12 protein-coding genes and 1 tRNA gene are annotated in these 12,528 nt (G+C 72.9%); 8 read left to right on the forward strand and 5 right to left on the reverse strand.

From position 1 onward, the window contains the following. Nucleotides 1-25 precede the first annotated feature (25 nt). The gene (locus tag ACGFIG_RS00990) at nucleotides 26-1,234 is read right to left on the reverse strand and encodes a hypothetical protein (protein WP_392998026.1); all 1,209 of its coding nucleotides are present in this window, start codon (nucleotides 1,232-1,234) and stop codon (nucleotides 26-28) included. 124 nt (nucleotides 1,235-1,358) lie between these two features. After that, entirely contained in the window at nucleotides 1,359-2,006 is a 648-nt protein-coding gene (locus tag ACGFIG_RS00995; RefSeq protein WP_392998027.1) for an IclR family transcriptional regulator, read from the reverse strand. Between the two features lie 63 nt (nucleotides 2,007-2,069). Between ACGFIG_RS00995 and cysS the strand changes: the two genes are divergently transcribed. Both cysS and rlmB read left to right on the forward strand, forming a co-directional pair. Next, nucleotides 2,070-3,485, forward strand: a complete 1,416-nt coding sequence (gene cysS, locus ACGFIG_RS01000; RefSeq protein ID WP_392998028.1) for a cysteine--tRNA ligase — start codon at nucleotides 2,070-2,072, stop codon at nucleotides 3,483-3,485. Next, nucleotides 3,485-4,618 (forward strand): 23S rRNA (guanosine(2251)-2'-O)-methyltransferase RlmB, encoded by a 1,134-nt coding sequence (gene rlmB, locus ACGFIG_RS01005; RefSeq protein WP_392998029.1) that lies wholly within the window; start codon nucleotides 3,485-3,487, stop codon nucleotides 4,616-4,618. Before cysS ends, rlmB begins: the two co-directional genes overlap by 1 nt. A gap of 58 nt (nucleotides 4,619-4,676) precedes the next feature. Here rlmB and ACGFIG_RS01010 read toward each other — a convergent pair whose 3' ends face one another. Next, nucleotides 4,677-5,768: an ABC transporter ATP-binding protein gene (locus tag ACGFIG_RS01010; RefSeq protein ID WP_392998030.1), complete on the reverse strand. Its 1,092-nt coding sequence runs from the start codon at nucleotides 5,766-5,768 to the stop codon at nucleotides 4,677-4,679. Nucleotides 5,769-6,101: 333 nt separating this feature from the next. On the opposite strand from ACGFIG_RS01010, the gene ACGFIG_RS01015 reads away from it, so the two are divergent. Next, nucleotides 6,102-6,178: transfer RNA gene (locus ACGFIG_RS01015), tRNA-Thr, on the forward strand. Between the two features lie 110 nt (nucleotides 6,179-6,288). Here the strand turns inward: ACGFIG_RS01015 and ACGFIG_RS01020 are convergent. Continuing rightward, complete coding sequence (locus ACGFIG_RS01020) at nucleotides 6,289-6,516, reverse strand: hypothetical protein (protein WP_392998031.1); 228 nt, start codon at nucleotides 6,514-6,516, stop codon at nucleotides 6,289-6,291. Between the two features lie 97 nt (nucleotides 6,517-6,613). Between ACGFIG_RS01020 and ACGFIG_RS01025 the strand changes: the two genes are divergently transcribed. From ACGFIG_RS01025 to ACGFIG_RS01035, 3 genes are read left to right on the forward strand one after another with little or no spacing between them, the layout of a single operon-like run. After that, nucleotides 6,614-7,333, forward strand: coding sequence for a TetR/AcrR family transcriptional regulator (locus ACGFIG_RS01025; protein WP_392998032.1), 720 nt, complete (start codon nucleotides 6,614-6,616; stop codon nucleotides 7,331-7,333). A gap of 23 nt (nucleotides 7,334-7,356) precedes the next feature. Continuing rightward, the gene (locus ACGFIG_RS01030; protein ID WP_392998033.1) at nucleotides 7,357-7,770 is read left to right on the forward strand and encodes a helix-turn-helix domain-containing protein; all 414 of its coding nucleotides are present in this window, start codon (nucleotides 7,357-7,359) and stop codon (nucleotides 7,768-7,770) included. Nucleotides 7,771-7,825: 55 nt separating this feature from the next. Next, the gene (locus ACGFIG_RS01035) at nucleotides 7,826-8,245 is read left to right on the forward strand and encodes a VOC family protein (protein WP_357713243.1); all 420 of its coding nucleotides are present in this window, start codon (nucleotides 7,826-7,828) and stop codon (nucleotides 8,243-8,245) included. A 97-nt stretch (nucleotides 8,246-8,342) separates the two neighbouring features. On the opposite strand, the gene ACGFIG_RS01040 is transcribed toward ACGFIG_RS01035, so the two are convergent. Beyond that, the gene (locus ACGFIG_RS01040; RefSeq protein ID WP_392998034.1) at nucleotides 8,343-8,843 is read right to left on the reverse strand and encodes a hypothetical protein; all 501 of its coding nucleotides are present in this window, start codon (nucleotides 8,841-8,843) and stop codon (nucleotides 8,343-8,345) included. Nucleotides 8,844-9,026: 183 nt separating this feature from the next. Between ACGFIG_RS01040 and ACGFIG_RS01045 the strand changes: the two genes are divergently transcribed. Next, entirely contained in the window at nucleotides 9,027-11,420 is a 2,394-nt protein-coding gene (locus ACGFIG_RS01045) for a M4 family metallopeptidase (RefSeq protein ID WP_392998035.1), read from the forward strand. 123 nt (nucleotides 11,421-11,543) lie between these two features. Beyond that, nucleotides 11,544-12,317, forward strand: coding sequence for an enoyl-CoA hydratase/isomerase family protein (locus ACGFIG_RS01050; RefSeq protein ID WP_392998036.1), 774 nt, complete (start codon nucleotides 11,544-11,546; stop codon nucleotides 12,315-12,317). The last annotated feature ends 211 nt before the right edge of the window (nucleotides 12,318-12,528 follow it).

Raw genomic sequence — 12,528 nt, forward strand, 5'->3', positions numbered from 1 at the left:
CCGGACGGTGCTGCGCCAGCCCCGGTCACGGGCGCCAGCCCCGGGCGCCGAGCGCGGCACGGACCTCGCGCAGGACGTTCGGGAAGTCGTGGCGCAGCCGCCTGCCGGTCACCGGCAGCACGAGCCAGCCGGCCCCGCCGAGCCGCGCGATCCGGTCGAGGTGCCCGCCACCGGCCTCGGCGTGCCGTACCTCCTGGACGACGGCGACGCGGTACGCCGGCCACGTCAGGTCGGCGTGCACGACCAGCCCGGAGGCGACCCGGACCGGGTGCCGGACGGCGGGACGCGGCAGCCCGGCCAGCGTCAGCCGTACCCGCAACTCGGACTCGGCCGGCGACCGGGCGCCGGGGTCCGCCAGCTCGAACACCCAGCGGGCCCGCCGACCGCCGGGCCGGTCGGCGTTGCGGTCGGCGACCTCGGCGAGGGCCTCGCGGCTCGTCAGCCCCTGCCGGAGCAGCGCGTCGACGATGCCGACCGCGCGCAGCGGCTCCAACCAGACCGCCGTCTCCCACGCCGCCGACGCCGGATCCGTGCCCACCGGCGGTCCGGCGGTCCGCAGGTCGGCCACCCGCAGGCCGCCCCCGGACGGGCGGGCCGCGACGCTCCGGTCGTCGGCCGGGCCGCGGCCGGGCGGGCCCTCGGCGGTGACGAGCCCGGATGGCCGGGCCGCGACGCTCCGGTCGTCGGCCGGGCCGCGACCGGGCGGGCCCTCGGCGGTGACGAGCCCGGATGGCCGGACCGCGACGCTCCGGTCGTCGGCCGGGCCGCGGCCGGGCGGGCCCTCGACGGCGACGAGCCCGGGTGCCCGGGCCGCGATGCTCGTGTCGACGAGGCCGGGCGGCCGGACCGCGACGCTCGACGGCGGCGGCGCGTACGGCGGTGACGTGGCCGGGCCGGTGGAGTGCACGCGCAGGCCCCGCTGCGGGCCGAGGCGCATCGTCCTCGGGACGAGGACGTGCACGTCGTCGGCGAAGGACGCGGCGTGCTCGACGCCGTGCAGGTAGGCCGCCGAAGGGCCGGCGACGACCGCCTCGGGCGGCAGCCGCAGGGCGGCGGCCCGACAGGCCAGGGCATGGTCGCGAGGGAGCCGGGCGTCGGCGTAGACGTCGTGGCGCAGGCGTAGCCAGGCCGAACTGCGCAGTTGGTGCTCGGTGACGAGCCCCTGTCGGATCGCGTCCGAGCCGCGGAAGACCTGCCAGGCCAGGACGCCGGGACGGTGCGGTGGAGATGGCATGTGGGCAGCGTGCCCGCCGTCCGGTACCGCGCGGCACCCCTGTGGACAACCGCGATCGTCCCGAGCGGTGCCGACTGTGGACAACCGGCACGGCGGCCCTCGGATGTGGTAGAGGAGCGTCCTCTCAGGAGAGGGCGGCGGCGATGGCGGTGGCGGCGGCGAGGACCTGCGCGCCGACCACCTCGGCGTCGAGCGGGGCCAGCGCCACCACCCCGACGCTCGCCTCCAGACCGGGCACGCCGAGCACCGGGGCCGCCACGCCGTACGCCCCGTGCTGAAGTTCGCCGGCGGTGCTCACCGGGCCGGCGGCGCCCGACCTGCCGGCGAGGATGGCCCGCCCGGCCGCACCGCGCTCCAGCGGGTGCCGCGCCCCCGTCCGGTACGCGACGTGGAACGACGTCCAGCTCGGCTCGACCACGGCCAGCGCGACCCCCTCGCCGCCCTCGACCACCGTCAGATGGGCGGTCGCGCCAGCCTGCTCCGCGAGGCGACGCAGCGCGGGCAGCGCCCCCTCGGCGAGCAGCGGTTGGGCGCGCCGGGCCAGGTGCAGCACCCCGGCGCCGAGGCGCAGCCGGTTGTCGCCGTCGCGGCGCAGCATGCCGTGCGCGGCGAGCGCGCCGACCAGCCGGTACACCGCCGCCCGGCCGACGCCCAACCGGTTCGCCGCCTCGGTGACGGTGAGCCCGCCCGGCGCGTCGGCGACCAGGTGCAGCAGCCGCAACCCCCGGTCCAGCGTCTGCGCCGTCTCCCCGCCCCGCGCCGTCGTCTCCACGACGAGCAGCGTACGACCCGGCTCCGGACGACCCAGAAATGCGGGGACGGCTACCCTTGTACGGTGACGCTACGCCTGTATGACACCGCCACCCGATCGGTGCGGGACTTCGTCCCGCGGGAAGCCGGCAAGGTGGGGGTCTACCTGTGTGGTCTCACCCTCCAGGCCCCGCCGCACATCGGTCACCTTCGCTCCGGCGTCAACTACGACGTGCTGCGCCGCTGGCTGCTCGCCACCGGCTACGAGGTCACCTTCATCCGCAACGTGACCGACATCGACGACAAGATCCTGGTCAAGGCGATGGAGCAGGGCCGGCCGTTCTGGTCGATCGCGTACGCCAACGAGCTGATCCTGACCGAGTCCTACCGGGCGCTCAACGTGCTGCCGCCGACGTACGAGCCGCGGGCCACCGGGCACATCCCGGAGATGCACGAGCTGATCGCCAAGCTGATCGCCGACGGGCACGCCTACCCGGCCACCGACGGCTCCGGCGACGTCTACTTCGACGTCTGCTCCTGGCCGGCGTACGGCTCCCTGTCGGGGCAGTCGCCGGACGCGATGCAGTCCGCCGGGGACGCCCCCGACCGGGGCAAGCGCGACCCGCGCGACTTCGCGCTGTGGAAGGGCGCCAAGCCCGACGAGCCGGCGGACGCCTACTGGCCGTCGCCGTGGGGGCGGGGCCGGCCGGGCTGGCACATCGAGTGCTCGGCGATGTGCTGGCGCTACCTCGGCGCCGAGTTCGACATCCACGGCGGAGGGCTGGACCTCACCTTCCCGCACCACGAGAACGAGATCGCCCAGTCGCAGGCCGCCGGGCTGCCGTTCGCCCGCTACTGGGTGCACCACGGGCTGCTCAGCATCGGCGGCGCCAAGATGGGCAAGTCGCTCGGCAACGCCCTCGACCTGACGTACGTCGCCTCGCTCGGGGTGCGCCCGGTGGAGCTGCGCTACTACTACGCCGCCGCCCACTACCGGTCCCGGATCGACTACTCGGAGGACGCGCTGCGCGAGGCCGCCGTCGCGTACCGCCGGATCGAGGGGTTCGTGCAGCGGGCCGTCGAGCGCGTCGGCGCGGGCCAGCTCGGCGAGTTGCCGGGCGCGTTCGCGGCGGCGATGGACGACGACCTGAACACCTCCGCCGCGTTCGCCGTCCTGCACGAGGTGGTCCGCGACGGCAACACCGCCCTGACGGGCGGCGACGATGTGACCGTCCGCACCGCGCTGGCCGCGGCCCGGGCCATGCTGGATATCCTCGGGGTCGACCCCCTCGACCCGGTGTGGACCGGTGGCGGTCGCGCGGACGACCTGCGCGGCGTGGTGGACTCACTGGTCGCGCTGGCCCTGGAACAGCGCGCACAGGCCCGCGGTCGCAAGGACTGGGCTGCCGCCGACGCCGTACGCGACCAGCTCAAGCAGGCCGGCGTGGTGGTCGAGGACACCCCCCAGGGCCCCCGTTGGACTATTGGAGAGCAGGACTGATGGCCGGCAACTCGCAGCGCCGTGGCCGGCGACTGACGCCGAAGGCGGGAGCCCCGAAGGGCTCCGGTGGCAAGAACAGGGACGCCCTCGCCGGGCGGGGCAAGACCCTGCCCGCCGACGAGCGGCCCTGGCACAAGGCCTACTCGGGCACCGAGAAGCTGCCCCAGCGCACCGCCTGGAAGCAGGACAAGGAGCGTCGGGCGGCGGCCGAGGAGGGGCGCGCCCCCAAGATCGGCCAGCCGGGCAGCAAGGACACCACCTGGGGCAAGGGCGGCGGCCGGGGCGTGCCGGCAGGCGGCGGGCGCGGCACGGGCGGCCGGGGCGCCAAGCCCACCGGTCGCAGCGGCCCCCGGGTCGCCCCGGGCCGCAAGTCCAACCCGTCCAAGGACACGCCGGAGCTGCTGGTCGGGCGTAACCCGGTGCTGGAGTCGCTGCGCGCCCAGGTGCCGGCGACCGCGCTCTACACCGCGCAGGGCATCGACGCCGACGACCGGGTCAACGAGATCGTCCGGACGGCCGCCGACCGGGGCATCGCGATCCTGGAGATCAGCCGGGCCGAACTGGACCGGATGACCGGCGGCGTGCTGCACCAGGGCGTCGGCCTCCAGGTGCCGCCGTTCGCGTACGAGCCCTTCGAGGACCTCGTCGCGGCGGCGCTGGAGCAGACCGCCCCGCTGTTGGTGGCGCTGGACGGGGTGACCGACCCGCGTAACCTCGGCGCGGTGATCCGCTCCGCCGCCGCCTTCGGCGCGCAGGGCGTCTTCGTACCGGAGCGGCGTGCCGCCGGGATCACCGCGACCGCCTGGCGGACCAGCGCCGGCGCGGCGGCGCGGGTGCCGGTCGCCCAGGTGACGAACCTGACCCGCTCGCTGAAGGCCTGCCAGGACGCCGGCTTCATGGTGGTGGGCCTGGACGCCGACGGCGAGACCGAGCTCTACGACCTGGAGGCCGCCGTCGGCCCGCTGGTCGTGGTGGTCGGCTCCGAGGGCCGGGGGCTCTCCCGCCTGGTCGGTGAGACCTGTGACCTCACGGTCAGCATCCCGATGGTCTCCGACGTCGAGTCGCTCAACGCCAGCGTCGCCGCCGCCGTCACCCTGGCCGAGGTGGCGCGCCGCCGGGCCGCCGAGGGCTGATTCCGCAGACACGGAAGGGGCGGTCCGCCGATGGCGGGCCGCCCCTTCTCGTCGTACGTCAGATGCGGTTGCCGGTGCCCGCGTTGAAGACGTGGCTGCGGCCCTCGCGCGGCTTGACGAACACGGTGTCGCCCATGTTCGGCATGCTGCGCCGGTCGGTACGGACCACGAAGCGCTCGTTGTTGCCCTCGAGCGCGGCGTGGCCGTAGATGTTGGCGTCCGAGCCGAGGTCCTCGACCAGCTCGACGACGACCGGCATGCCGCCCTCGGTCGGGCTGACCAGGTCGCAGTCCTCGGGACGGAAGCCGACGGTCACCTTGTTCTCGCCGCCGTCGGCGCGGGCCGCCTCGACCTGCTCCCGGGTGAGCGGGATGTGCAGGTCGGCGAAGGCGGCGCCCCGCTCGCTCAGCGGAACGGTCTTGATGTTCATGGCGGGCGAGCCCATGAAGCCGGCGACGAAGACGTTGGCCGGGGTGTCGTAGAGCGCACGCGGGGTGTCCACCTGCTGGAGCACGCCGTCGAGCATGACCGCCACCCGGTGACCCATGGTCATGGCCTCGACCTGGTCGTGGGTGACGTAGACGGTGGTGACGCCCAGCTTGGCCTGCAACGAGGCGATCTGCGTACGGGTCTGCACACGCAGCTTCGCGTCGAGGTTCGACAGCGGCTCGTCCATGAGGAAGACCTGCGGCTCGCGGACGATCGCCCGGCCCATGGCCACCCGCTGGCGCTGACCGCCGGAGAGGGCCTTCGGCTTGCGGCTCAGGAACTCCTCCAGCTGGAGCAGCGCCGCCGCCTCCTTGACCCGCCGGTCGATCTCGGCCTTGGAGGTCTTGCGCAGCTTGAGCGCGAACGCCATGTTCTCGTACACCGTCATGTGCGGGTAGAGGGCGTAGTTCTGGAAGACCATCGCGATGTCGCGGGCCTTCGGCGGCAGGTGGGTGACGTCCCGGTCGTCGATGTGGATCGAGCCCTGGTCGACGTCCTCCAGGCCGGCGAGCATGCGCAGGCTGGTGGACTTGCCGCAACCGGAGGGACCGACCAGGACGAGGAACTCGCCGTCGCCGATCTCCAGGTCGAGCTGGTTGACGGCGGGACGCTCCGTGCCCGGGTAGATCCGGGACGCCTTGGAGTAGGTGACCGTAGCCATGGTGGGGTGCTTCCTTTCACCGGCAGGAACGTGCCGGACGATCCGAGTGGAAGGAGCGGCCGGCCCGAGGAGCGGCCGACCCACAGGCAACCTCTCGATGATCGAGGTGTCGTCTGTGTCACTGCACGGTAAACGGGTTTCCGCCACCTGCCAAGGCGGGGCGCATCGGATGCGACCGACCGCATAGACATTCCGGGCAGTCGGGCACGGGGAGACATCAATCGACCGTCGATGTTGGTCCGACGCAGGGGGACAACGACGTTTCCGGTGGTCGGGGCGCCTGCCGAGGGGGAAATCCGGACGTCAGTCGCTATGCTGACCTCGGCACCACACGCCCCTGTAGCTCAGCTGGCCAGAGCACTCGCCTTGTAAGCGAGATGTCGCCGGTTCGATCCCGGCCGGGGGCTCCAAGTTTCATCATGCATTTCGCGCCTGGCGCGGTCGCGAGCCGGCCGGTTGGCGGCAGCGCTGAGCGCTTTGGCAACGCCCACCCGGATGAGCGGCGGTCGGCTGCCTGGTGTCAGGGACTCGTGTCGAAGTGGACCTCTACGTCGTAGATCAGGCGGAGGGGCCTGCCGTTGGTGACGCCGACGAAGACCGGTTCGGCGGCCGGAGTGCGGCCGTGGCGCCATACCTCGTTCCGGGCGGCGTTCCGGGACTCGTGGTGGTGTTTCCCCGCTCGGTGTAGGGCCAGGACCCGGCGGGCGGTCGTCGGGTCGGTGTCGAGGTGGATCCGCATCAGGGGCATGTCCGGGCCTCCTCCGTGGCGGGCGGCCGAGCGACCTAACGCACGTCGGGTAACTTATCGGTGTTAAGTTACCCGAGCACCGTACTAGGGTGGTCGGGTGAGCATCAACCAATTTGGTCGGGCGCCGCGCGAGGAGCCGGCCGGGCGGCCCGGTGCCGTCAGCTCGGTGTGGCTCCGGACGGACTCCGTCCGCCCGCGCCGCACGCCGCCGCTGAGCCGGCAACGTATCGTCGACGCCGCAGTGACCCTGCTCGACGGGCACGGCATCGACGGCTTGACGATGCGTCGCCTCGCCCAGCAGCTCGACGTCACCTCCACCGCGCTGTACTGGCACGTGAAGACCAAGGACGACGTGCTCGACCTGGCCGTCGACCAGATCTTCGGCGACGTACGGCTCCCGCGTGACGTGGGCGACTGGCGCGACGACGTGCGCGCGCTGGCCCGGGACTGGCGTGCGGTCATCCTCCGTCATCCCTGGGCGGCGAACCTGATCGGGCGTCCCATGCTCGGCCCCAACGTGCTCGCGCGCACCGAGTTCCTCCAGTCGGCACTGGTGCGCGGCGGTTTCTCGGACCGTCGACTGGCGGTGGCCACCCGCCTGCTCGCCAACTACGTCATCGGTGCCGCGCTCACCGAGGCCACCTGGCGCCAGACGGCCGATCCGCGCGCGCGGGCCGAGGCCCGGCGGCACATCACGGGGGATCCCGCCGCCTATCCGACGCTGACCGCCTCCGGCCATCTCGACGATGCCCGATGGAGTGACGACGAGCTGTTCGACCAGGGCCTCGACACCATCCTGGCGCCCGCGCCGAGCTAGCGGGCCCAGCGCGGCGACGCCCTATGCTGGGCGGCGTGAGCAGGGCGACGGAGGAGTCGAACCGGGCCATGCTGCGCGCCCGGGACGCCATGGACCGCGCGTACGACCAGCCGTTGGACATTCCCGCCCTGGCCCGGATCGCGTACGTCTCCGAGGCGCACTTCATCCGCACCTTCCGGGCGACCTTCGGCGAGACGCCGCACCGCTACCTCCAACGGCGGCGGGTGGAGCGGGCCATGTACCTGCTGCTGCACACCGACCGCGACGTCACCGACGTCTGCTACGCGGTCGGCTTCTCCAGCCTGGGCACGTTCAGCCGCACGTTCCGGCAGATCGTCGGGGAGTCGCCGTCGGCGTACCGTCGGCGCAAGGTGCCGTCCGCCGCCGTGCCGGTGTGTTTCACCAAGGCGTGGACCCGCCCCAGCAGCTTCGGGTAGCAACTGTCAGTTTTGGATAAGCAGCAGGTCAGTGTGGCCCCGTAGCGTTTCCGGCATGACGATGAACGCGATCAGCCGCTCCCAGATCTACGTGCTCGACCAGGACGAGGCCCTCGACTTCTATGTCGGCAAGCTCGGCCTGGAGGTCAACACCGACCAGGACCTCGGTTTCATGCGCTGGCTGACGGTGAACCTGCCGGGCGACCCGGAGCGCGAGATCCTGCTGGAGAAGCCGGGCCCGCCGGCGCTGGACCCGGCCACCGCCGAGCAGGTCCGTGATCTGCTCACCAAGGGGGCGCTGGGCGGGTACCTCTTCATGACCACGGACGACGCGCACAAGACGTACGAGGACCTGGTCGCCAAGGGCGTCGACATCACCGACGAGCCGATGGAGCGCCCGTACGGGATCGACTTCGGCATCCGCGACCCGTTCGGCAACAAGATCCGCATCGGGCAGATGTTCCCCAGGGGCTGACCTGCGACGGTCATGATCGGGAGGCGGGCGGCCGGCGGCCCCGCCTCCCGATCGCGTGTCCGGGGGACGATCGCGGGTCGGGTGCGGAGGGAGGCCCTCAGCCGGTGGCCGTGAGCAGAAGCTCCACCACCGCCCGGGTCGTCTCCGGTGGGGCGGCGTCGGTCGGGCAGTCCACGTAGCCGGTCTCGACGGGACCGACGGTCAGCCGGTAGTCGAAGGCGTCGTGGCAGGCAGTGGGGGCCGACGGACGGGCGGCCTCGGCGGCGAGCGCGGGGTCGGCGACGAGCCGGCGCAGCCGGTCCAGGTCGGCGCCGGAGAGCCGACCGGTACGCCGCGACCCGGCGCGGTCGGCCACTGTCCACCGTCCGTCGGGCTCCACCGTCACGGTGTCGCCGCGGCCGGCGAACCCGCCCGAGCGGGTCAGTACGACGCGCGTCGCCGCGTCCGCCGGCCCGGGCGAGGACGGTGCCGGGGGCGGCGCGGCGGACGTCGACCTGGGTTCCGGCCGGACGGGCCCCGGCGAGGCTGCCTGGTCCGGATCTGCCGTCGCGCAGCCGGAGAGGACCGTCGCCGCCAGCGCGATCTTGACGAACGCCATCGAAGCTGATCTCATGCCGCTCGGACGTGCGGCGCGGCGGCGCGGTTCCCACCGGCCAGGGTTCCACCGAACGGTCAGTGTCGGGGACAGAATTTGTTTCACCTCTTCTCTTTTGGGTCGTCACATCGTTATATCTACATGCGTGACTATCCCTGTCACGCATACCCCCGTTCAGGAGGGCACGTGAAAAGACCCATCGCCGCCGTCGGCACAGCCCTGCTCACCAGCGGCCTGCTGACCGGTGTCGCCACCCCGGCGCTCGCGGCACCCGTTACCGCCCCCGCCCCGGTCGGACCAGCCGCCGCCGCGGCGAGCGTCCTGCGGACCAACCCCGGTACCGTCCAGGGCACCAGCGCGGAGGCCTACCAGGTGCACAGCACCAAGGTGGACGCCAACGGCGCCGCGCACACCCGCTACACCCGGACCTACCAGGGCCTGCGGGTGTACGGCGGTGACTTCATCATCCACACGACCCCGAACGGCGGGTACGCCGGCTCCTCGGTCGGTCTGGACGCCCCGCTGACCCTGCCCACCACGGCGAAGGTTCCCGCCGCGGCGGCGAAGAAGGCCGCCCGCGCCGAGTTCTCCGGCACGCTCACCGCCGTGGGCGCCCCGGAGCTCTTCGTCGACGCCAGCTCCGGCAAGGGCCGGCTGGCCTGGGAGACCGTCGTCACCGGCTGGCAGCCGGACGGGCAGACCCCGTCGAAGTTCCACGTCGTCACCGACGCCACGACCGGCAAGGTCATCGGCTCGTACGACGAGATCGAGGCCGTCGCCGGCACGGGCAACAGCGTCTACTCCGGCAGCGTCACCGTGGACACCACGCTCTCCGGCAGCACGTACCAGCTGATCGACCCGACGCGTGGCAACGGCTCCACGTGCGACATGAACAACGGCACGTCGACGTGCACCACGTTCACCGACGCCGACAACACCTGGGGCACCGGCGCCGCCTCCAACCGGCAGTCCGCCGCCGTGGACGCGCACTTCGGCGCCGCCAAGACCTTCGACTACTTCAAGAACGTGCACGCCCGTAACGGCATCTTCGGCGACGGCCGGGGCGTGCCCAGCCGGGTGCACTACGGCAACAACTACGTCAACGCCTTCTGGGACGGCTCCCGGATGACGTACGGCGACGGCAGCGGCAACTCCAACCCGCTGGTCTCGATCGACGTGGCCGCCCACGAGATGAGCCACGGCGTCACCGAGAACGTGGTCCCCGGCGGCCTCACCTACTCCGGCGAGTCCGGCGGCCTCAACGAGGCCACCAGCGACATCTTCGGCAACATGGTCGAGTTCTACGCCAACACCACCGCCGACCCGGGCGACTACCAGGTCGGTGAGAAGATCAACATCAACGGCAACGGCACGCCGCTGCGCTACATGTACAACCCGTCGCTGGACGGCTCGTCGCACTCCTGCTGGTCCACCAGCACCAAGAACGTCGACGTGCACTACTCCTCCGGCGTGGCCAACCACTTCTTCTTCAACCTCGCCGAGGGCACCGGGGCCACCTCGTACGGCACCTCGCCGGTCTGCGGTTCCGCCCCGGCGGTGACCGGCATCGGCCGTGCCAAGGCCGAGAAGATCTGGTGGCGGGCGCTGGACGCGTACTTCACCTCCAACACGTCGTACGTGAACACCAGCAACCCGGCGAACACCGCCCGGGCGTACTCGCTGCGTGCCGCGACCGACCTGTACGGCAGCTGCTCGACCGAGTACAAGACCGTCCAGGCGGCCTGGACCGCGGTGAACGTGGCCGGCAACGACGCCCCGTGCTCGACCGGCAACGACTTCTCGGTCTCGCTCTCGCCGACCTCCGGCGCGGTGAACCCGGGCAGCTCGGTCTCCACCACCGTGGCGACCGCCACCACCAGCGGCTCGGCGCAGACCGTGACGCTGTCGGCCTCCGGCCTGCCGAGCGGCGCGACCGCCTCGTTCAGCCCGGCCTCGGTGACCTCGGGCGGCTCCTCGACCCTCACCATCGCCACCACGGCCGCCACGGCCCCGGGCACCTACACGGTGACCGTGAACGGCGCCGGTGCGGTCACCCGCAGCGCCACCTACACGCTGACGGTGAACGGCACCGGCGGCGGCTGCACCAGCCCGGGTCAGAAGCTCGGCAACGCGGGCTTCGAGTCCGGGGCCACCACCTGGACGCAGACCTCGGGCGTGATCGGCCAGCACGGCACCTCGCAGCCGGCCCGCACCGGCACGTGGAACGCGTGGATGAACGGGTACGGCAGCACCCGTACCGAGACGCTCTCCCAGTCGGTGAGCCTGCCGGCCGGGTGCACGTCGTACAACTTCAGCTTCTGGCTGCACATCGACACGGCGGAGACCACCACCGGCACGGCGTACGACACGCTGCGGGTGCAGGTGCTCAACTCCTCCGGGACGGTGCTGGCGACCCTCGCCACGTACTCGAACCTGAACAAGGCCGCCGGGTACAGCCAGAAGTCGTTCTCGCTGGCCGCGTACAAGGGCCAGACCGTGACCCTGAAGTTCACCGGTGTCGAGGACGTGTCGCTCCAGACGTCCTTCGTCGTGGACGACACGGCGCTCAACGTCTCCTGACGTAGCCGTACGGTCGCCGGGCCCGGCGACCACCCCGCCGGGGTGGTCGTCGGGCCCCCGCCGTTATGGTCGCCGCACCGACGCGTCGCCGATCCCGGCGGCCGGGCGGACGTCGAAGGGGTGGTGACGGTGGCGGACGCGGAACTCCTCGTCGAGGTGGCCGGGCCGGTGGCGACGGTGGTGATCCGCAACCCGGCGCGGCGCAACGCGATGACCACCGCCATGTGGCGGCGGCTGCCGGAGCTGCTCGACGGGCTGGAGGCCGACCCGGCCGTCCGGGCGGTGGTGCTCACCGGCGCCGGGGACACCTTCTGCGCCGGCGCCGACCTGGGCGACCTGGACGAGTTGCTGGACGCCGGCGACGCCAGCATCGCGGTCGCCGCCGAGGAACGACTCGCCGCCTTCGCCAAGCCGACCGTCGCCGCCGTCCGGGGCGCGTGCGTGGGCGGCGGCTGTCAGCTCGCCGTCGCCTGCGACCTGCGGGTCGCCGCCGCCGACGCGCGGTTCGGGGTGCCACCGGCGCGGCTGGGCCTGGTCTACCCGGCGCCGACCACCCGTCGACTGGCCCGGCTGGTCGGCCCGGCCGCGGCCAAGCACCTGCTCTTCACCGCCGAACTGGTCGACGCCGAGCGGGCGCTGCGGGTGGGCCTGGTCGACGAGGTGCTGCCGGCCGACCGGCTCGCCACCCGGGTGGAGGAACTCACCGCCGCCATGGTCGCCCGGTCGCAGCTCAGCGTCGCCGCCGCCAAGGAGATCGTCGACGGGCGGGCGGACGAGGACCGGATCGCCTGGTGGCACGGGCAGGTGCGGGCCAGCGGCGAGGCCCGCGAGGGCGTCGCCGCCTTCCACGAGCGCCGCCCGCCCCGCTTCGGCTGGACCCCGCCGACCCGGCACTGACCGGCGCTCTCCCGGCTCCGGCCGATCGTCAGGCAGCCGCACTTCCCGCGCCCATTCCAGACGCTGCAGGCCGGCTCGGTGCGGTTGCGCTCCGAGGTCGAGGCGTACATCCACCGCCGCCCTCGCCCGCCGGCCGGCGACGAGGCGGAGGGCTGACGAGGAGGGCCGGCGGGTGCCGCGCCGAGGGTCGTACCCCCGACGCGGCCCCCCG

This window comes from Micromonospora sp. NPDC049048 (assembly GCF_043197615.1).
Taxonomy (GTDB): Bacteria; Actinomycetota; Actinomycetes; order Mycobacteriales; family Micromonosporaceae; genus Micromonospora.